19 protein-coding genes are annotated in these 17,615 nt (G+C 71.2%); 11 read left to right on the plus strand and 8 right to left on the minus strand.

The genetic code is table 11. The annotated features are described in order from the left end of the window. Positions 1 to 467: 467 nt before the first annotated feature. Complete coding sequence (locus tag HND91_RS11720) at positions 468 to 947, minus strand: NUDIX hydrolase (protein ID WP_181706740.1); 480 nt, start codon at positions 945 to 947, stop codon at positions 468 to 470. A gap of 61 nt (positions 948 to 1,008) precedes the next feature. Further along, complete coding sequence (locus tag HND91_RS11725) at positions 1,009 to 1,905, minus strand: branched-chain amino acid aminotransferase (protein WP_181706741.1); 897 nt, start codon at positions 1,903 to 1,905, stop codon at positions 1,009 to 1,011. Between the two features lie 236 nt (positions 1,906 to 2,141). On the opposite strand from HND91_RS11725, the gene HND91_RS11730 reads away from it, so the two are divergent. From HND91_RS11730 to HND91_RS11775, 10 genes are all read left to right on the plus strand, one after another. Then, entirely contained in the window at positions 2,142 to 2,672 is a 531-nt protein-coding gene (locus HND91_RS11730; RefSeq protein ID WP_181706742.1) for a MarR family winged helix-turn-helix transcriptional regulator, read from the plus strand. Positions 2,673 to 2,677: 5 nt separating this feature from the next. After that, positions 2,678 to 3,394, plus strand: coding sequence for a response regulator (locus HND91_RS11735; RefSeq protein WP_181706743.1), 717 nt, complete (start codon positions 2,678 to 2,680; stop codon positions 3,392 to 3,394). Positions 3,395 to 3,542: 148 nt separating this feature from the next. Further along, the gene (locus HND91_RS11740) at positions 3,543 to 4,958 is read left to right on the plus strand and encodes an ATP-binding protein (RefSeq protein WP_425485446.1); all 1,416 of its coding nucleotides are present in this window, start codon (positions 3,543 to 3,545) and stop codon (positions 4,956 to 4,958) included. A 451-nt stretch (positions 4,959 to 5,409) separates the two neighbouring features. Continuing rightward, on the plus strand, positions 5,410 to 6,501 hold the full coding sequence (gene ychF / locus HND91_RS11745) for a redox-regulated ATPase YchF (RefSeq protein ID WP_181706744.1): 1,092 nt from the start codon (positions 5,410 to 5,412) through the stop codon (positions 6,499 to 6,501). Positions 6,502 to 6,555: 54 nt separating this feature from the next. Continuing rightward, the gene (locus HND91_RS11750) at positions 6,556 to 6,753 is read left to right on the plus strand and encodes an antitoxin MazE-like protein (RefSeq protein WP_210272667.1); all 198 of its coding nucleotides are present in this window, start codon (positions 6,556 to 6,558) and stop codon (positions 6,751 to 6,753) included. Next, positions 6,750 to 7,103, plus strand: a complete 354-nt coding sequence (locus HND91_RS11755) for a type II toxin-antitoxin system PemK/MazF family toxin (protein WP_181706746.1) — start codon at positions 6,750 to 6,752, stop codon at positions 7,101 to 7,103. Before HND91_RS11750 ends, HND91_RS11755 begins: the two co-directional genes overlap by 4 nt. A 4-nt stretch (positions 7,104 to 7,107) precedes the next feature. Continuing rightward, positions 7,108 to 7,854, plus strand: coding sequence for a sulfotransferase-like domain-containing protein (locus HND91_RS11760; RefSeq protein WP_210272668.1), 747 nt, complete (start codon positions 7,108 to 7,110; stop codon positions 7,852 to 7,854). Positions 7,855 to 8,085: 231 nt separating this feature from the next. Beyond that, positions 8,086 to 8,904, plus strand: coding sequence for a pyrroline-5-carboxylate reductase (gene proC / locus HND91_RS11765; RefSeq protein WP_181706747.1), 819 nt, complete (start codon positions 8,086 to 8,088; stop codon positions 8,902 to 8,904). Between the two features lie 73 nt (positions 8,905 to 8,977). Beyond that, positions 8,978 to 9,670: a TetR/AcrR family transcriptional regulator gene (locus tag HND91_RS11770; RefSeq protein ID WP_181706748.1), complete on the plus strand. Its 693-nt coding sequence runs from the start codon at positions 8,978 to 8,980 to the stop codon at positions 9,668 to 9,670. Positions 9,671 to 10,060: 390 nt separating this feature from the next. After that, positions 10,061 to 10,417 (plus strand): tRNA-binding protein, encoded by a 357-nt coding sequence (locus HND91_RS11775; RefSeq protein WP_181706749.1) that lies wholly within the window; start codon positions 10,061 to 10,063, stop codon positions 10,415 to 10,417. A gap of 92 nt (positions 10,418 to 10,509) precedes the next feature. On the opposite strand, the gene HND91_RS11780 is transcribed toward HND91_RS11775, so the two are convergent. After that, positions 10,510 to 11,277, minus strand: coding sequence for an SDR family oxidoreductase (locus tag HND91_RS11780; RefSeq protein ID WP_181706750.1), 768 nt, complete (start codon positions 11,275 to 11,277; stop codon positions 10,510 to 10,512). A gap of 396 nt (positions 11,278 to 11,673) precedes the next feature. On the opposite strand from HND91_RS11780, the gene HND91_RS11785 reads away from it, so the two are divergent. Then, positions 11,674 to 12,327, plus strand: a complete 654-nt coding sequence (locus tag HND91_RS11785; protein WP_181706751.1) for an outer membrane protein — start codon at positions 11,674 to 11,676, stop codon at positions 12,325 to 12,327. A 1,187-nt stretch (positions 12,328 to 13,514) separates the two neighbouring features. Here the strand turns inward: HND91_RS11785 and HND91_RS11790 are convergent. The 5 genes from HND91_RS11790 to HND91_RS22740 all read right to left on the minus strand — a co-directional run bounded on the left by HND91_RS11790 (position 13,515) and on the right by HND91_RS22740 (position 17,553). Next, the gene (locus tag HND91_RS11790) at positions 13,515 to 14,363 is read right to left on the minus strand and encodes an AIM24 family protein (RefSeq protein WP_181706752.1); all 849 of its coding nucleotides are present in this window, start codon (positions 14,361 to 14,363) and stop codon (positions 13,515 to 13,517) included. A gap of 134 nt (positions 14,364 to 14,497) precedes the next feature. Further along, the gene (locus HND91_RS11795; protein WP_181706753.1) at positions 14,498 to 14,950 is read right to left on the minus strand and encodes a YaiI/YqxD family protein; all 453 of its coding nucleotides are present in this window, start codon (positions 14,948 to 14,950) and stop codon (positions 14,498 to 14,500) included. Between the two features lie 15 nt (positions 14,951 to 14,965). After that, entirely contained in the window at positions 14,966 to 15,574 is a 609-nt protein-coding gene (locus tag HND91_RS11800; protein ID WP_343057325.1) for a glutathione S-transferase family protein, read from the minus strand. Between the two features lie 187 nt (positions 15,575 to 15,761). Continuing rightward, positions 15,762 to 16,838 carry a DUF1176 domain-containing protein gene (locus HND91_RS11805; RefSeq protein ID WP_181706755.1) on the minus strand — a complete coding sequence of 359 codons (1,077 nt, stop codon included), beginning with the start codon at positions 16,836 to 16,838 and terminating at the stop codon, positions 15,762 to 15,764. 103 nt (positions 16,839 to 16,941) lie between these two features. After that, entirely contained in the window at positions 16,942 to 17,553 is a 612-nt protein-coding gene (locus tag HND91_RS22740) for a ribonuclease T2 family protein (protein ID WP_343057326.1), read from the minus strand. Positions 17,554 to 17,615: the final 62 nt, after the last annotated feature.

Consider the following 17,615-nt stretch of genomic DNA (forward strand, 5'->3'; position numbering starts at 1 on the left):
GTAAGGGCCGGCGACTTGCGGTTCGCGTTCGGGCGGGGCGACCCGCACCGGGGCCGAGGAACGCCTGCCCAACGCGTAGCGGCTTGTAACCGCGCGCGGACGACCGGAAGACCCGCCCGTGGGCGCGGCCGAGCCGCACCCCAATACGAAACGTCACGCGGCATGGCCGCGCCCACGGGTCCCCCATCTGGGGCGAGACATCGACAAGGCCATACCCCCGGCGGCATCCCGCGCGGGGCCAAACGCATGCGGGATCAGGCACGGTCCTCTGACACACAATGCAGCCACTTGCGCCGGGAGGACGCTCCCTCGGCACGCTCCATCGTCAAGGGCCGCCGGGGTGAGCCATGACGCTCGAGGATGGGGAGAGCGAGGAGGATGGAATGGATGACGGAGAAGCACCGCGAAGGGGAGGGCGCTGTCGCAAAGGGCTTCCCGGGCGGACTCGATCTGGATCAGTCAGCCGGTCAAGGACACGCCTTGTCTGTAACCGGGAACCCACCGCTCTCGATCAGCGCGGCGAGGCCTGTCGGGTAGAACGCGAGGCCGGCGGTCGCCACTTCGGAGAGGCTCATCCACCGGGCTCGGCCCGGCATGTCGCCTTCCATGAACGGAATCACCCCGTCGGGCCCTGGCGGCGGCAGGCCGGCGAGGTCAACGGACGCCACGAAGATGATCTCGTGACCGATCGCGCCCTCGTGGTCGAAGATGTTCTCGATCACGGCCCAGCCACCCTGGAGGGTGGCGATGGCCCCCAGTTCCTCGGCGAACTCGCGGACGAGGGCCGTCTCGCGCGTCTCGCCGAACTCCACGCTGCCGCCGAGGGGCCGAACGCCCTTGAGCGTCCCGTCGTTGCGCAGCACGTCGGCGACGAGATAGCGGTTACCGCGGCGGGCGAGGCCGAGCACCTTGACTCGCAGGCTCTGAGGCGGGGTCCAGGCTGTCATGGCGGGAACGGGGCCGGACGGCGGGAGCCGGGCGTCCACAGGCGCCCGACTCCGCTCCGGATCACTCTGCCGCGGCCGCCGCGGCCTTCGGCTGAACCTCGGCCATGTAGGCGTTCATCAGGGTCTCGCTGATGGTCGCCGGCGTGAAGCGGTGGGGGCCGATCTCCGACACCGGGGTCACCTCCGCGGCGGTGCCGCAGATGAAACACTCGGTGAAGGACGACAGCTCCTCCGGCATGATGTGCCGCTCGATCACCTCGATGCCGTGGCGCCTGGCGAGTTCGATCACCGTCTGCCGGGTGATGCCGTTCAGGAAGCAGTCCGGCGTCGGGGTGTGCAGGGCGCCGTCCTTCACGAAGAACACGTTGGCGCCGGTGGCCTCGGCCACGTAGCCGCGGTAGTCCAGCATCAGGGCGTCGGCATAGCCCTTGGCCTCGGCCGCGTGCTTGGAGATGGTGCAGATCATGTAGAGGCCCGCCGCCTTGGAGCGGGACGGGGCCGTCCGCGGGTCGGGCCGGCGGTATTCGGCCTGGTCCAGGCGGATGCCCTTCAGGCGCTCCTCCGGCTTGAAGTAGCTCGGCCACTCCCACACCGCGATGGCGAGGTGGATGGTGTTCTGCTGGGCCGACACGCCCATCATCTCCGAGCCGCGCCAGGCGATCGGCCGCACGTAGGCGTCCTTGAAGCCCATGCGCTTCAGCGTCTCGGCCTTGGCGGCCTCGATCTCGTCCACGCCGTACGGGATGGTGAAGCCCAGGATCCGGCCGGACTCGATCAGCCGCTCGGAATGCTGCCGCGACTTGAAGATGACGCCGCCGTAGGCGCGCTCGCCCTCGAATACGGCGCTCGCATAGTGCAGCCCGTGGGTGAGCACGTGCACCTTGGCGTCCTTCCAGTCGACGAATTCACCGTCGTACCAGATGACGCCGTCGCGGCTGTCGAAGGGAACGCTGGCCATTTTGGTCTCCAAAGAGGTGGTCGTCCGGATGCGTTCGCGCGTCCGGCGACGGGAAGCCCCGCCAGGATGGTCGGTCAGGTCCGGAGCCGTGTAAAGGACAGCCTCCGTGACCCAGCTTTGCGTCCGGCGGAACGAGCCTGTAAGATTCGGATCGAGGCGACCGCGTATGCTGCGATGCGATATATCCTGTCGTCCCGATGGCCCGATCTGTAACAATCGAACCCAGATAAGTCAATATGGCTGACGTAAATGTCGCGCAGCGTCCGCGCCTCGTCGAAAAGGCCCCCCGTGCCGCCGGTCCGGCGTCGCCGGAGGGGGCGGGCGCCGCCCTCGATTTCGAGCTGATCGAGCTGATGTTCTTCGCCTACCGGGATTTCGTCGCCGAGGCGGACGAGACCCTGGCGGAGTTCGGGTTCGGGCGGGCGCACCACCGGGTGCTCCACTTCGTCAACCGGCAGCCCGGCCTGCGGGTCACCGATCTCCTCGACACCCTGCGCATCACCAAGCAGAGCCTCGGCCGCGTCCTCAAGCAGCTGGTCGACGACGGCTACATCGAGCAGACCCCCGGGGCGGTCGACCGGCGCGAGCGTCTGCTCGCCCCCACCGAGAAGGGCCGTCGTCTGGCGCTCGATCTCGCCGCCCGGCAGCATGCCCGCATCGCCGCCGCCCTCGCGCCGCTCGGGCCGGAGGGCCGCGACGCCGTGCGCGCCTTCCTGGCCGGCATGGTGGACGAGACCCCGCGGCCGCCGCGCGACGTGGAGACCTGACGCCCATGTCGCTCGCCCGCGGGAAGACGGTCCCGTCCGACGACGCCGCCCATGTGCTCGTGGTCGACGACGACAGCCGCATCCGCCAGCTCCTCGCCAAGTTCCTCGGCACCAACGGCTTCCGGGTCACCGGCGCCGCCGACGCCACCGAGGCGCGCCAGAAGCTGTCGAGCTTCGACTTCGACCTCCTGGTCCTCGACGTCATGATGCCCGGGGAGGACGGCCTCAGTCTGGCCGGGTCCCTCCGGCGCGGCAGCGACGTCCCCATCCTGATGCTCACCGCCCGGGCCGAGGCGGACGACCGGGTGCGCGGCCTGGAGGTCGGCGCCGACGACTACCTGACCAAGCCGTTCGAGCCGCGCGAGCTTCTCCTGCGCATCAACAACCTCCTGCGCCGCCGGTCGAGCGCGGAGCCGAAGGCCGCGCCGGTGGAGACCATCGCGTTCGGCCGTTTCGTCTTCAACGTGAAGCGAGAGGAACTGCGCGAGGGCGACGAGGTAGTCCGCCTCACCGACCGGGAACGCCAGCTCCTGACCCTGTTCGCCACCTCGCCGGAGGGCACCGTATCCCGCGAGGCGCTGGCCGGGCCGGAGGCCGGCGTCGGCGAGCGCAGCGTGGACGTCCAGATCAACCGGCTCCGCCGCAAGATCGAGGACGACCCGGCCAATCCGCTCCACCTCCAGACCGTGCGCGGCGTCGGCTACCGCCTGCGTTTCGAGTGACGGAGGACGAGCCGTGCCCACGCCGCCCCGCCCGACACCGGACCGCACCGTCGGCGCCACCGCCGGGCGGGACCGGGCGCTCGACCCGGATGCCGGGCCCGATGCACCGGCCGGCGACGATCCGGCCGCGGACGAGCAGCGCGACGGCGTGGTCGGCCGCGTCCTCGAAGCCGGGGACGACGGCGCGCGCCTCGTCCGCGAGGGGCTGAGCCGCATCACGCCCTGGCCGCTGGTCGCCCTCTGGAACGGGCTCGCCCGGGCGATCAACCGGATCATGCCCAAGGGGCTCCTCGGCCGCTCGCTCCTCATCATCGTGGTTCCGATGGTGATCCTGCAGACCGTGGTCGCCTACGTGTTCATGGACCGCCACTGGGAACTGGTCACCGGCCGGCTCTCCGCGGCCGTGGTCCGCGACATCGCCGCCATGGTGGACCTGATCGACAGGGCCCCGCCCGGCGCCGACATCTCCGAACTTCTGGAGATCGCCGGCCGGCGCATGAACCTCGACATGGAACTGCTCGCCCCGGAGCCGCTGCCGCCACCTCGCCGCCGCGCACTCTTCACGCTGCTCGACCGCACCTTGTCCCGGCAGATCGAGGCGCAGCTCGGCGTGCCCTACTGGATCGACACCGTCGGCCAGTCCGAGTTCGTGGAGGTCCGGCTCGTCATCCCGAAGGGCGTGCTCCGGGTCGTTCTCGACCGGGGGAACGCCTACGCGTCCAACTCGCACATCTTCATCGTCTGGATGGTCTCCACGGCCCTGGTGCTGATCCTCGTGTCGATCATCTTCATCCGCAACCAGATCAAGCCCATCCAGCGGCTCGCCAACGCCGCCACCGCCTTCGGCAAGGGCCGGCCGGTCGGCGCCTTCTCGCCCCAGGGCGCCCGCGAGGTCCGCCGCGCCGCCCACGCCTTCATCGAGATGCGCCGCCGGATCGAGCGGCAGATGGAACAGCGCACCACCATGCTGGCGGGCGTCAGCCATGACCTGCGCACCATTCTCACCCGCTTCCGCCTGGAGCTCGCCCTCCTGCCGGAGGACGAGGAGACGCTAGCGCTCCGCCGCGACGTGGACGAGATGGAAGCCATGCTGGAGGCCTACATGGCCTTCGCCAAGAGCGACACCGACGAGGAGGCCCACGAGATCGACGTGGAGGCGGTCATCGCCGAGGTCGCCGAGCGCGCCGGCGCGGCGGCGCCCATCCCGGTCCGCTTCTCCGGCTCGCCGCTCGTCACCGTCAAGCCCGGCGGCTTCCGCCGGCTCGTCGGCAACCTTGTCGGCAATGCGGTCCGCTACGGCCGCCGGGTCAGCCTGGAGGCGGAGCACCGGGACGGCTGGCTCACCATCCGGGTGGACGACGACGGCCCCGGCATCCCGGAAGCCGAGCGGGAGAACGTGTTCAAGCCCTTCTATCGGCTCGACAGCGCCCGCAACCAGGACACCGCCGGCACCGGCCTCGGTCTCGCCATAGCCCGCGACATCGCCCGCGGCCACGGCGGCATGGTCCGCCTGGAAACGAGCCCCCTCGGCGGCCTGCGCGCCCTCGTCCGTCTCCCCGGCTGAGCCTCCCCGCCCGCGCCCCCCTCGGCCGACCCGCCGGACACGCGTCGACCTCTCGCCCCCCATGACGGGTCGCGACCGACCCGCCGAACATGCGCCGACCTCTTGAGTCACGCTCCGGCCGTCATGGTCCGGTTCATCCGGACCACCCACGCATGGGAACCGCAACGGCACGGAAGAGCGCTTGGGTGGTCCGGCTTCTCGGACCATGACGAGTGAGTTACCGGCCCGCCGAACTTGCGCTGACCTCTCACCCCTCTCTCAAGCTCCCCCTCCGGACCGTGACCGGCGCGGGGTTGCTCGACGGTCGCGTAGTCCCGACCCCAGGAGATCGGGCGCGGTCGGCTTCGGCCCCGCCCCGCTATCGCGGCGTGGCGGAGTTGTTCTTGACGGCGGCGGCGCGCTGGCCCAAACAGCCGGCCAGATCCCGTTCCATCCGAAAGACGTACCTGCCATGGGCTTCAAGTGCGGCATCGTCGGGCTTCCGAACGTCGGAAAGTCCACGCTCTTCAACGCGCTCACCAAGACGGCGGCCGCCCAGGCGGCGAACTACCCGTTCTGCACCATCGAGCCGAACACCGGCGAGGTGGCCGTGCCGGACCCGCGCATGGCGAAGATCGCCGCGCAGGCGAAGTCGGCCCAGATCGTGCCGACCCGGCTGACGTTCGTGGACATCGCGGGCCTCGTGCGCGGCGCCTCCAAGGGCGAGGGTCTCGGCAACCAGTTCCTCGCCAACATCCGCGAGGTCGACGCCATCGCCCACGTGCTGCGCTGCTTCGAGGACGGCGACATCACCCACGTGGAGGGCCGCGTCGACCCGGTGGCGGACGCCGACACAGTGGAGACGGAACTGATGCTCGCCGACCTGGACAGCCTGGAGCGGCGGGTCGTGCCGCTGCGCAAGCGCGCCCAGAACGACAAGGAAGCCAAGGAGCAGGTGGAGCTGATGGACCTCGCCCTGGCCGCTTTGCGCGAGGGCAGGCCGGCCCGCACGGTGGCGGTGCCGAAGGGTGCCGAGCAGGCTTTCGAGATGCTGAACCTCCTGACCGCCAAGCCGGTGCTCTACGTGTGCAACGTGGAGGAGGCCTCGGCGGCGACCGGAAACCGGTTCTCCGAGGCGGTGTTCGCCAAGGCGAAGGCCGAGGGCGCCAAGGCGGTGGTGATTTCGGCCGCCATCGAGGCGGAGATCGCCCAGCTCTCCGACGAGGAGCAGGCGGAGTTCCTGGAGACCATCGGCCTCGAAGAGCCCGGCCTCGACCGGCTGATCCGCGCCGGCTACGACCTCCTCGGCCTCATCACCTACTTCACCGCCGGGCCGAAGGAGACCCGCGCCTGGACCATCACCAAGGGCACCAAGGCGCCCCAGGCGGCCGGCGTGATCCACACCGACTTCGAGCGCGGCTTCATTCGGGCCCAGACCATCGCCTACGAGGACTACGTCACCTTGGGCGAGGTGAAGGCGAAGGAACTCGGCAAGGCGCGCGACGAAGGCAAGGAGTACGTGGTCCAGGACGGCGACGTGATGCTGTTCAAGTTCAACACTTGATCGGGCGCGCGGGTGCGGTGAAGATCCCTGCGGGGGTGCGTTATGGTTGGTCGTATGAAGCGCATGCGGGAACGTGATGCACCGGCGCCGCCGGGATACAAGGACGTGGTTCTCCGGCTGCCCGATACGTCGTCCCCGGCGTTCCAGGCCGAATGCCGGAGACAGGCGCGCCTGCTGCGCGATGACCCGGCCGAGGCGGACCATGCCGCCTGGGCCGCGGCCGCGGCGGCCGTCCTGGACCTCGATACGTGAAACGGGGCGACGTGGTGACCGTGGCGCTGCAGGGCGACTTCGGCAAGCCGCGGCCGGCGGTGGTCGTCCAGTCCGATCTGTTCGCGGACGCCCCGACGGTGACCCTCGCGCCGTTCACGTCCCACCTCCGGGATGCGGACCTGATCCGTCACACGGTGGCGCCGTCCGACGGCAACGGGCTGAGGGCGGTGAGCCAGGCGATGATCGACAAGCTCTCCACTCTCCCCCGCGACAAGATCGGCCCGGTGATCGGCCGTCTGGACCCGCCGGACATGGAGGCGATAAACCGTCTCCTGGCCGTGTTCCTCGGCCTGGCGGACCCGCCTTCCTCACTCTACGGACCTGCCTGACATCATGCCCGCATCCCCGTCCCCCGCCGTCCGCATCGCCATGTGGTCGGGCCCGCGCAACATCTCCACCGCCATGATGCGGGCGTTCGAGAACCGGCCGGACTGCGCCGTCTGGGACGAGCCCTTCTACGCCGCCTACCTGAAGGCGACGGGGCTCGGCCATCCGATGCGGGACGAGATCCTGGCGGCGGACGATACCGATCCGGACGCGGTGGCCGCCCGCGTGGTGGGGCCGGTGCCGGACGGGCGGCCGGTGTTCTACCAGAAGCACATGACCCACCACATGCTGCCGGCCTTCGACCGCGGCTTCCTGGCGGCCGTCACCAACGCGTTCCTGATCCGCCGGCCGGAAAGCGTGCTCGCCTCCTACGTGCAGAAGCGCGAGACGGTGACGCTCGACGACATCGGCTTCCGGCAGCAGGCGGAGATCTTCGACGCCGTGGCGGACCGACTGGGCGTCGCCCCGCCCGTGGTGGAGGGCAACGACGTGCTGACCGACCCGCGCGGCGCGCTGACCCGCCTCTGCGAGGCGGTGGGGATCGGCTTTCGCGACGAGATGCTGGCCTGGCCGGCTGGACGGCGGGCGAGCGACGGCGTCTGGGCGCCGCACTGGTACCACGCCGTGGAGGCCTCCACCGGCTTCGGCCCGGCGCGACCCGACGTGGAGCGGAGCGCGTTGCCCGCCGATCTCGCCCGCATCGCCGAGGCGGCGACGCCCTTCTACGAAAGGCTCGCCGCCCATCGGCTCTGACGACGGGGTCGGACGGGCGCTCCGCACGAACGGACCGCCGACAGTGCGTCCGCCGCCGCCCGGTTCCGGCCGCGCCACGCGGTCCGGCCTCTCCCCCGGTCGGGCGTCGCCCATGCCGGCTTGCCGCCGGGGTCCGGCGCGGGCAGTGTGGGCGCCGCTCGTTTCCTTCAGGCCGCCGGCCGCCCGCCCGGGGCGGGGTCCGCGCGCCGTCCGACAGACAAGAGGTCGTCCATGCCGCTCCGTTCGCTGAAGCCCCTCGTCCTCGTCGGCGCCGGCAAGATGGGCGGCGCCATGCTGGCCGGCTGGCTGGCGAACAATCTCGCCGGCGGCGAGACGGTGATCGTCGACCCGAACCTCCATCCGGAGATGGCCGACCTCGTCGCCCGGCACGGCGTGCGCCACGCGGCAAGCCCGGCGGACGTGGACATCGTGCCGGCCGTGCTCGTGCTGGCCGTGAAGCCGCAGTCGATGGCGGCCGTGCTGCCCGCCGTGAAGCCGCTGGTCGGGCCGCGGACCGTGGTCATGTCCGTCGCCGCCGGCACGACGCTGCGGACCCTGGCCGCGGGCCTCGGCGACGGGCCGATCGTGCGCGTGATGCCCAACACGCCGGCGCAGGTCGGTCAGGGCATGGCGGTGGCGGTCGGCAACGGCGCGGTGACGGCGGCGGACCGGACCGTGGTGACCGCCCTGATGGACTCGGTCGGGCGCACCGCCTGGGTGGACGACGAAGGCCTGATGGACGCGGTCACCGCCGTGTCGGGCTCCGGGCCGGCCTATGTCTTCCTGCTCGCCGAACATCTCGCCAAGGCGGGCGAGGCCGCCGGCCTGCCGCCGGACGTGGCGGCGCTCGCGGCGCGCCAGACCGTGGCGGGCGCCGGCGCGCTGCTCGCCGCCTCGCCGCTCGACCCGGCGACCCTTCGCCAGAACGTCACCTCCCCTGGCGGCACGACCGCGGCGGCGCTCGAGGTCCTGATGGGCGAGAACGGCCTCCTGCCGCTCCTAACCAGGGCGGTGGAGGCAGCCGCCCGGCGGGGCCGCGAACTCGGCTGAGGCCCGCGTCTTTCCGGCGGACCGCCGGAACCCTATCTGACGGGTACGGAACGCACGCGCGGGAGACAGCCCCATGGCCAGCAAGGCCGAGGCCCAACGGGCCCGAATCGTGGACGCCTTCGTGGGACGGCTGGCGACCCAGCCGCTCTCAGACATCGACCTCAACGACGTGGCCGCCGACGCGGGCGTGACGCTCGCCGACGTGCGCCAGCACTTCGACGGCCGGCTCGCCATCCTGAAGGCCTTCGTCCAGCGCATCGATACGGCGGTGCTGTCCGGCGACGATCCGGAGATGCGCGACGAACCGGGCCGCGAGCGGCTCTTCGACGTGCTGATGCGCCGGTTCGACGCCCTGGCCCCTTACAAGGAGGCGGTGCGCTCCTTGTCGCGGTCGGCGCGGGGCGACGCCGGCACGGCCCTGGCGCTGAACGGGCTGGTGGTGCGGTCCATGGGCTTCATGCTGGCGGCCGCGCGCATCTCCACGGCCGGCTCGCTCGGGCGGCTGAAGGCGCAGGGCCTCGCGATCGCCTGGGCGCGCGCGGTGGACACGTGGGTCGACGACGACGATCCGGGCCTCGCCAAGACCATGATGACCCTCGACAGGGAACTCTCCCGCGGCGAGCGCTATCTCGACACCGCCGACCGGATCTGGGCGGGCCTCAAGAGCCTGGACGACCGCCTGTCCGAATGGCGCCGCGGCGGCCGCTCACGGCCGTCGCGCCCCGCGACGGACGACGAGGTGACGAGCCCCGGCGACGGAATCTAAGCCGCGCTCGCCGGCCGCGTCTCTCCGGTCCGATCTGTCGGATCAACACCCCGGACGCGGGGGCGATATCGCGTCCGCGCGCCCGTCCTCCGGAAACGGAGCGACCGGAAACAGCGCCCGAACGCTGTTCCCGGCCCCCGGAGGTCTTTGGCGGGCTTTCGCCCGAACTCCGAACGCCCGCCCTTGAAAAGAGGGAGGCGGGTTGCCGGAGCAGGCAAGGACTCGCGAAACAATCGGACTCAATAGACATTCAGGCTCGAAACGAGGAACACACTGCCAGCAGGCCCGAATGGCGGCATCCACAAGATGGATGAGGCTGTCTTGCATTTACCGCATATCAACGCTGCATGATTATCGGATTTCGCGACTCAACCTTGACCTGAGGCACCCATGTCCGATCAGACGCCCGCCGAGCCCATCAGCTACGACGACTTCCTGAAGGTGGATATCCGCGTCGGCCGGATCGTGACCGCCGAGGTCTTCAAGGAAGCCCGCAAGCCCGCCTACAAGCTGACCATCGACTTCGGCCCGGAGATCGGCGTCAAGCGCTCCTCCGCCCAGATCACGGTGCACTACAGCCCGGAGGAACTGGTCGGCCGTCAGGTGCTCGCCGTGGTCAACTTCCCGCCGCGACAGATCGGCCCCATGCGCTCGGAAGTGCTCACGCTCGGCGTCCCGGACGCCGACGGCGCGGTGGTGCTGATCGGCCCGGGACACGAGGTGCCCCTCGGCGGTCGCCTGTTCTGAGGCGACGGACCCGCACCCGCCCGTCCTGGTCCGCGCAGGCGGACCATCCGCGAAGGCGGACCATCCGGGCCTTCCCCGTCCTCCACCCCCGCTCACTCCACGATCCCAACCACGTCCGGCGTCTCCCACGCCAGATGCTGGCCGCCGTCGAGGGCCAGCATCTGGCCGGTGAAGGAGCGGCTTTCCAGGATGAAGCGCACCGCCGCCGTCACCTCGTCGAGGCTCGGGCCGCGTTTCAGGAGCACCCCCTCCATCTGCCGCTGGAAGTCGTCCGCCGACTGGCGGACGTTGGCGAGGGTCGGGCCGGGGCCGATGCCGGCCACCCGCACCCGTGGCGCCAGCGCCTGGGCGAGCGTCCGGGTGGCATCGAACAGCGCCGATTTCGACAGGCTGTAGGAGAAGAACAGCGGGTTCGGCCGCCACACCCGCTGGTCGATCAGGTTGATCACCACGCCCTCCCGCCCGTCCGGCAGGCGGTTGGCGAGATCGCGCGCCAGGAACACCGGCGCGGCGAGGTTCACGGTCATGTGCCGGGCGAACAGCACCGGCTCCACGGTCTGCGCCTCGTCCCGCTCGAACAGGGACGCGTTGTTGACCAGCACGTCCACCGGACCGAGCGCCCGCTCGGCCTCCGGGATGATCCGCGCCACGGCGTCCAGATCGTTGAGGTCCGCCGTCACGATCGCCACCCGGCCCTGGCCGGCGCGGATCTCGTCCGCCACCTCCTCGGCCTCGTCGCGGGAGCGGTTGCAGTGCAGCGCCACCGCATAGCCCTCGGCCGCCAGGTCGAGCGCAATCGCCCGGCCGATCCGTCGGGCGGCGCCGGTGACCACCGCCACGCCCCGTTCATGATGGTACATGCGATGTCTCCAGAAGCATGGCCCGGACGGCGGGCCGGCGACTCGGCCGCGGCTGCCGCCAGGCACCCGCTCACGCTTCGTCATCGCAAGGCATACGTAACTGCACGGCCGCCGGTTCAGTTCCGGCCCGATCTTTAAAAATGAACGGTGTTGCACCACGGTCTTGCAAGGTTAACACACGCTTCACCATAGCGCTCGGAACCACGAAACTTTCCGCCCCAAGCCGCATTCTCGCCACGGAACGTGACGAACCCGGCCACATTCCGCGTTCAGATATCGAACATTCCACGGGGGCGCTGCCGTTAACCTTGAGCCGGTGCGCGATCGTGAGAGGCAAGACCGCTGCCGTCCGAGGCCTCCCCGGCGAGCGGTCCGATGTAATGATAGGAGTTTGACATGACCCGTGTGATCGCAGCGCTGCTGGTTGGCTCGACCGCGCTCGTGGCCGTTCCGGCCTTCGCCGCCGACCTGCCGGAACCGATTCCGGCCGCGCCGGCATACGAGGCCGTCGTGGAATCGACCGCGTTCGACTGGACCGGCGCCTATGTCGGCGGCGCCGTCGGCTACGCGTTCGGTGAATACGGCGGCGACGCCGGCGACGAGAGCGTCGAGGGCTTCACCGGCGGCGTCTTCGCCGGCTACAACTACGCCGTGACGCCGAACTGGATCGTGGGCGCCGAGGCCGACATCTTCGCCGGCCCGTCCGAGGACTTCACCGTCGGCGGCGTCGGCGTCGAGACCTCGACCGCCGTGTTCGGCACCGTCCGCGGCCGCGTCGGCTACGCCTTCGACAGCTTCATGGTCTACGGCACCGGCGGTCTCGCCGTGGGCTGGGGCGAAGCCGACTTCAACGGCGGCTCCGACAGCAACACCCACCTCGGCTGGGCGGCCGGCGGCGGCGTGGAAGCGGCTCTGACCCAGAACGTCACCGTGCGCGCCGAGTACCTCTACGTCGACACCTCCGAGGAGTCCTACTCCGCGAACGGCACCACCGTCGACGCGGACCTCGACGGCCACCTTGTGAAGGTCGGCGTCGGCTACAAGTTCTGATCCCGCCGGGGGCAACCCCGACGCATCGGACGACTGGAGAAGGCCCGGGTCAAACCCGGGCCTTTTTCGTTGCCCCGCCCAGGCCCGGCGCCCCGTCCGAGCGAGGGAGAAGCAAGCCAACCCCTTCGGACGTCCGAGCGAGGGAGAAGCAAGACAACCCCTTCGGACGTCCGAGCGAGGGAGAAACACGACAACCCCGTCCACCTGGCTCCGCCGTCCGCTTTCCCCCGAGGGACTGGATCATCGGTCCCCGCTCCCACAATCCCTCCCCTCAGGGGTTTGGCCGTTGGCCAAGGCGGAGCAGGCCCGTGACTGCGAAGCGGGATCCGGCGAAGCCGGGGGAGGGGTCGTCTTTGTGGGCGGCCCCATGCGCTTTTCCGCAGCCGCCGAAGACAACCCCTTCCGGCCGGCTCCGCCGTCCACCTTCCCCTGAGGGGAAGGACCATTGCCACCCGACTCCACCAATCCCTCCCCTCAGGGGAGGGTCCGGCGAAGCCGGGGGAGGGGTCGTCTTTGTGGGCGGCCCCATGCGCTTTTCCGCAGCCGCCGAAGACAACCCCTTCCGGCCCTCCGGGCCACCTTCCCCTGAGGGGAAGGATCATCGGTCCCCGCTCCCACAATCCCTCCCCTTCGGGGTTTGGCCGATAGCCAAGGCGGAGCAGGCCCGTGACTGCGAAGCGGGGTCCGGCGAAGCCGGGGGAGGGGTCGTCTTTGTGGGCGGCCCCATGCGCTTTTCCCCAGCCGCCGAAGACAACCCCTTCCGGCCCTCCGGGCCACCTTCCCCCTAGGGGAAGGATCATTGCCCCCGACTTTCGAAATCCCTCCCCTCAGGGGTTTGGCCGATGGCCAAGGCGGAGCAGGCCCGTGACTGCGAAGCGGGGTCCGGCGAAGCCGGGGGAGGGGTCGTCTTTGTGGGCGGCCCCATGCGCTTTTCCCCAGCCGCCGAAGACAACCCCTTCCGGCCTTCCGGGCTACCTTCCCCTGAGGAAAAGGATCATTGCCACCCGACTTTCGAAATCCCTCCCCTCAGGGGTTTGGCCGATGGCCAAGGCGGAGCAGGCCCGTGACTGCGAAGCGGGGTCCGGCGAAGCCGGGGGAGGTGTCGCCTGTGCGGGCGGCCTCATGCGTTTCGGCCGCCGATCATCCCCCGCCGGCCGATCGCCCCCGAACAACCCGGCCGCCCACCTTCACCGGTTGTCCCCGTCCAGGATCCGCCCCAGGCCGCCCAGCACCGATCCTTCCCCCTGTCCGCCGCCGCCCGTCTGGGGCGCCGCGGCCCACATGCGGCCGGCGAAGCGGGAGAAGGGGAGGGACTGCATCCACACGCGGCCGGGGCCGACCAGGCGGGCGAAGAACACGCCCTCGCCGCCGAACACCATGGACTTGATCGAGCCGGCCCGGACGAGGTCGAAGTCGACGCCGGCCGTGTAGGCGGCCACGCAGCCGGTGTCCACGTGGATCTCCTCGCCGGGCGCGAGGTCCTTCTCCACCAGCGTGCCGCCCATGTGGACGAACACCCAGCCGTCGCCGTCGAGGGTCTGCATGATGAAGCCTTCGCCGCCGAAGAGGCCGGTCATGATCCGGCGCTGGAAGGCGATGCCGAGGGACACGCCCTTGGCGGCGGCGAGGAACGAGTCCTTCTGGCAGACCAGCCGGCCGCCCACGCTGTCGAGCTTGATCGCCAGGATGTGGCCCGGGAAGGGGGCCGCGAAGGCCACGCGCGCCTTGCCGGACCCCTCGTGGGTGAACACGGTGGTGAACAGGCTCTCGCCGGTGATCAGCCGCTTGCCGGCGCCGAGCAGCTTGCCGAACAGGCCGCCCTCCTGCGCCGAGCCGTCGCCGAACACCGTCGTCATCGAGACGGTCGGCGCCTTGAACATCAGCGAGCCCGCTTCCGCCACCGCGCTCTCGCCGGGGTCGAGCTCGATCTCGACGAACTGCATCTCCGAGCCGCGGATCTCGAAATCGATGTCGTCGGCCGCCCCCGTGCGGGTGTGGCGGACGGGCGGAACGGACGGAACGCTTCCCCAGGCCATGATGCTCTCTCCTTCTGAAGGCCGGGCCGATCCCGATCGATGCGTCGTCGTCGGGCTCGGCCCCGGCCGGGTCTCCTCCCGGCCAGCATGGCCCGGCTCGATGACGGAGAAAAGGCGTGCGTGGCGGGGCGTCGTCAGCCCCGGCCGATCCGCACGATCGCCTCGTGGAGGGCGGAGAGGAAGCGCGACCGGTCCTTGGGCGAGAAGGGGCGCGGGCCGCCCGTCGTCTCGCCGGCCGAACGCAGGTCCGTCATCAGATCCCTCACCGCGAGCGCCATGCCGATCGAATCCGGGCTGAACGGCTTGCCGGACGGCGCGATCACCGTCGCGCCGGCCTTCACGCAGCGGTCGGCGAGCGGGATGTCGGCGGTCACCACCACGTCGCCGGCCCCGGCGGCGGCGGCGATCCACTTGTCCGCCTCGTCGGGGCCCTCCGGCACCACGTGGAGGCGCACGTCCTCGTCGCGCGGCACGGCCATCCAGGCGTTCGCCACCAGCACCACCGGCCAGCGGTGGCGGCCGGCCACCTTGTAGATCTCCTGCTTCACCGGGCAGGCGTCCGCGTCCACGTAGACCGTGCCGGCCATCGCGCCGCCTCCCGGTCAGCCGGGCGCCGTGGCGGCCCAGCCGGGCAGGGTGGCGGTGAAGCGGTCGAGCCAGGCCACGAGCCGCGGATGGCCCTCGCGCCAGGAGCCCTCGAAGCGGAAGTCCAGGTAGCCGAGCGCGCAGGCGACCGCGATCGTGCCCACCGTCACCGCGTCCTCCTCCGGCAGGTTGGCCTCCAGGTAGGCGAGGCCGCGCTCCACCTTGCCGCGCTGGTGGTCGTCCCAGCGGGCGCTCCGCTCGCCCGGCTCGCGCATGACGGTCTCGTAGCGCCGCAGGAGCGCGGCGTCCATGATGCCGTCGGCGAGGGCCTGCAGGGTCAGCGCCGGAAAGCGCTCCGCCGGGTCCGCCGGCAGGATCCGGCCGCCGCCGGCAAGGTAGTCCAGGTAGTCCAGGATCACCCGGCTGTCATAGACCACCGTGCCGTCCGGCGTGATCAGGGCGGGGATCTTGCCGAGCGGGTTCTGGGTGCGGATGTCGTCCGCCGGGTCGGTGGTGTCGGTCTTCACCACCTCGATCCGGTCCCCGAGGCCGAGGATGGCGGCGGCGATCTTGATCTTGCGGCCGAACGGCGAGGCCGGCGAGGACCGGAGAATGAAGTCTGGCACGGGGCGGGCTCCTCGGGATGTGGGCGGCGTCGGGCCGCGGGGGTCAGGGCCGCGGGCGGCGGTCCCGCGGGGCGTCACGGGCCGGCGCCACGATAGCGCGGCCGGTCGGGAAGTCCACCGGTCGGGAAGTCCACCGGTCGGGAAGTCCACCGGCCGGACCGCATGGCCGTCCGTCGGCCGCATCCCGTCATTGGCCGCCCGGGCCGGGGAAGACCACCGGCCAGTCCGCCGGGGCCTTGCCGGTGCCGCAGGATTCGTTCGCCCGGAAGGTGACGAGCTTGAACGCGTACTGGTCCCAGCGCCAGGTGCCGGCGGTGCCGCAGTCCGGCGCCGCGCCGGTGGTCACGGCCGTCAGGGTGGCGGTCTGCGGGTCGAACGCCACGGTCTCCAGGGTGTCCGTCCCCATCCAGCCGAAGCGCGACGAGAAGGTCGCGAAGGTGAGGAGGTGCATGCCGCCGATCTCGCCGCTCTCCACCATGTAGAGCCGGTAGCCGGTCCGGCCCTCGCTGCGGTAGCACGGGATGGCGTAGAGCATGGCCGTCTCCGACAGCGCGCCGATCACCGGCGGCGTCTCGGCCAGGGACGGCCCGTCCGGCGCCTCGCACTGGCTGGCTATGTGCCACTCCACGAGCCGCGGCGGCAGCCCCTGCAGCGCCACCATGGCCTGCCGGTCCACCTCCGGCGCCGGCGGCAGGTCGTCCGGCGGGCCGGCGCGGCGGTCGCCGACGATCCGCTTCTGCCGGCGGTCGATCTCCGTCAGGGCGTCGCGCATGCCGTCCAGGCGGAAGCGGTCCATGTGCGGCGCGCCGGCGATGTCGATGTAGGTGACGCGGAGCTCGAACCCCACCTGGATGTCCCGCATCAGCCGGTCCAGCGCGTACTGGGACAGCACGAAGAAGTCGCCCGGGTTGACGAACGGCGCGTAGTCCGAGCGCGGTCGCAGCGTCAGCGCCACGCCCCCGTCCACCGCCATAGAGATCGGCCGCTCCCGGTCCGCGAGGTCCTTCAGCGTCGTCACCGACACCGCCCAGCGCGACCGGCTGCCCGGTCCGCGGTGAAGCTGGAACACGCTCGTCACGGTCCCGTCCGCATCCCGCGCCCGCACGGAGGCGACGCAGGTCAGGTCCTCCGCGCAGGCCACCTCGGCCGACCCGTAGCGGGCCGTCCCGGTCTGCGCCTCGGCGTCCGACGGCGCCGCGCCGATCAGCGTCGCCAACACCAGGAGGAACCGCCCGGCTCCCGTGAACAGCGTCGTCAGGGTCATGCAACCTCCCGATCGGCGTCCGGCGCGGACCGGACCGAGGTCCGGAACCGCGCGGCCGCTCTCGCGCGTCTGGTTCGGAATATGGGGCGGAGGCCCGGCCGCGTCACCGCACGGGCGGCATGGCCACGGTGGCGCGCCGGCAGCCGCGCCGGTCCACCTCCGGGCAGGACCGGAAGGCGAGGTCGTCCTTCGTCAGGCAGACGCGCACCTCGCGCAGCCGGCGCTCGTCGCAGGTCACCGCCACGGCGTCGGCCGGCAGGCCCGGGTTGGCGGCCAGGAAGTCGGCTTCCACCTGGCCCGGCCGCACCGAGGCCCAGCGGTCCAGGCGCCGGTAGGCGGGCGGGATTGTCACCGTCTCGCGCGCCCGGCGCAGCGTGTCGAAATAGGCGGCCGGGTCGAGGCCCGAGCAGGCCCCGTGCTTGCGCCACTGGTAGCGGGCGAGACCCCGGCTCGGCATCACGTCCAGGACGCCGTCCAGGGTGGCCCGGCCCGGCCCCTCGTCGGCGCGGCAGAATTCCGGCCAGCCGCGCTCCCGTTGCGGCCACAGGCCGTGCACCGTGAAGGCGAACGGCCGGCGGCCGTCGCATTGGGGATCGTCCGCGTCGCCCTCCGCCTCGCACCAGCTCGGCGACCACGACAGCGCCAGCACGTAAAAGTCGAAGTCGCCCGGCCGGTCGTCGGCGCGCGCCGGTCCGATCGCCGGCGCCAATCCCACGGCCAGAAGCCCCGCGGCCCAAATCGCCGCGGCCAGATATTTCCGGGCCGGAGATCCCGCGC

The sequence above is a fragment of the Chthonobacter rhizosphaerae genome (assembly GCF_013839525.1).
Lineage (GTDB): Bacteria > Pseudomonadota > Alphaproteobacteria > Rhizobiales > Pleomorphomonadaceae > Chthonobacter > Chthonobacter rhizosphaerae.

Bases quoted from the DNA above. Each gene is read 5' to 3' on its own strand.
- HND91_RS11720 (WP_181706740.1), bottom strand. From the start codon at position 947: ATGACAGCCTGGACCCCGCCTCAGAGCCTGCGAGTCAAGGTGCTCGGC.
- HND91_RS11725 (WP_181706741.1), bottom strand. From the start codon at position 1,905: ATGGCCAGCGTTCCCTTCGACAGCCGCGACGGCGTCATCTGGTACGAC.
- HND91_RS11730 (WP_181706742.1), top strand. From the start codon at position 2,142: ATGGCTGACGTAAATGTCGCGCAGCGTCCGCGCCTCGTCGAAAAGGCC.
- HND91_RS11735 (WP_181706743.1), top strand. From the start codon at position 2,678: ATGTCGCTCGCCCGCGGGAAGACGGTCCCGTCCGACGACGCCGCCCAT.
- ychF (WP_181706744.1), top strand. From the start codon at position 5,410: ATGGGCTTCAAGTGCGGCATCGTCGGGCTTCCGAACGTCGGAAAGTCC.
- HND91_RS11750 (WP_210272667.1), top strand. From the start codon at position 6,556: ATGAAGCGCATGCGGGAACGTGATGCACCGGCGCCGCCGGGATACAAG.
- HND91_RS11760 (WP_210272668.1), top strand. From the start codon at position 7,108: ATGCCCGCATCCCCGTCCCCCGCCGTCCGCATCGCCATGTGGTCGGGC.
- proC (WP_181706747.1), top strand. From the start codon at position 8,086: ATGCCGCTCCGTTCGCTGAAGCCCCTCGTCCTCGTCGGCGCCGGCAAG.
- HND91_RS11770 (WP_181706748.1), top strand. From the start codon at position 8,978: ATGGCCAGCAAGGCCGAGGCCCAACGGGCCCGAATCGTGGACGCCTTC.
- HND91_RS11775 (WP_181706749.1), top strand. From the start codon at position 10,061: ATGTCCGATCAGACGCCCGCCGAGCCCATCAGCTACGACGACTTCCTG.
- HND91_RS11780 (WP_181706750.1), bottom strand. From the start codon at position 11,277: ATGTACCATCATGAACGGGGCGTGGCGGTGGTCACCGGCGCCGCCCGA.
- HND91_RS11785 (WP_181706751.1), top strand. From the start codon at position 11,674: ATGACCCGTGTGATCGCAGCGCTGCTGGTTGGCTCGACCGCGCTCGTG.
- HND91_RS11790 (WP_181706752.1), bottom strand. From the start codon at position 14,363: ATGGCCTGGGGAAGCGTTCCGTCCGTTCCGCCCGTCCGCCACACCCGC.
- HND91_RS11795 (WP_181706753.1), bottom strand. From the start codon at position 14,950: ATGGCCGGCACGGTCTACGTGGACGCGGACGCCTGCCCGGTGAAGCAG.
- HND91_RS11805 (WP_181706755.1), bottom strand. From the start codon at position 16,838: ATGACCCTGACGACGCTGTTCACGGGAGCCGGGCGGTTCCTCCTGGTG.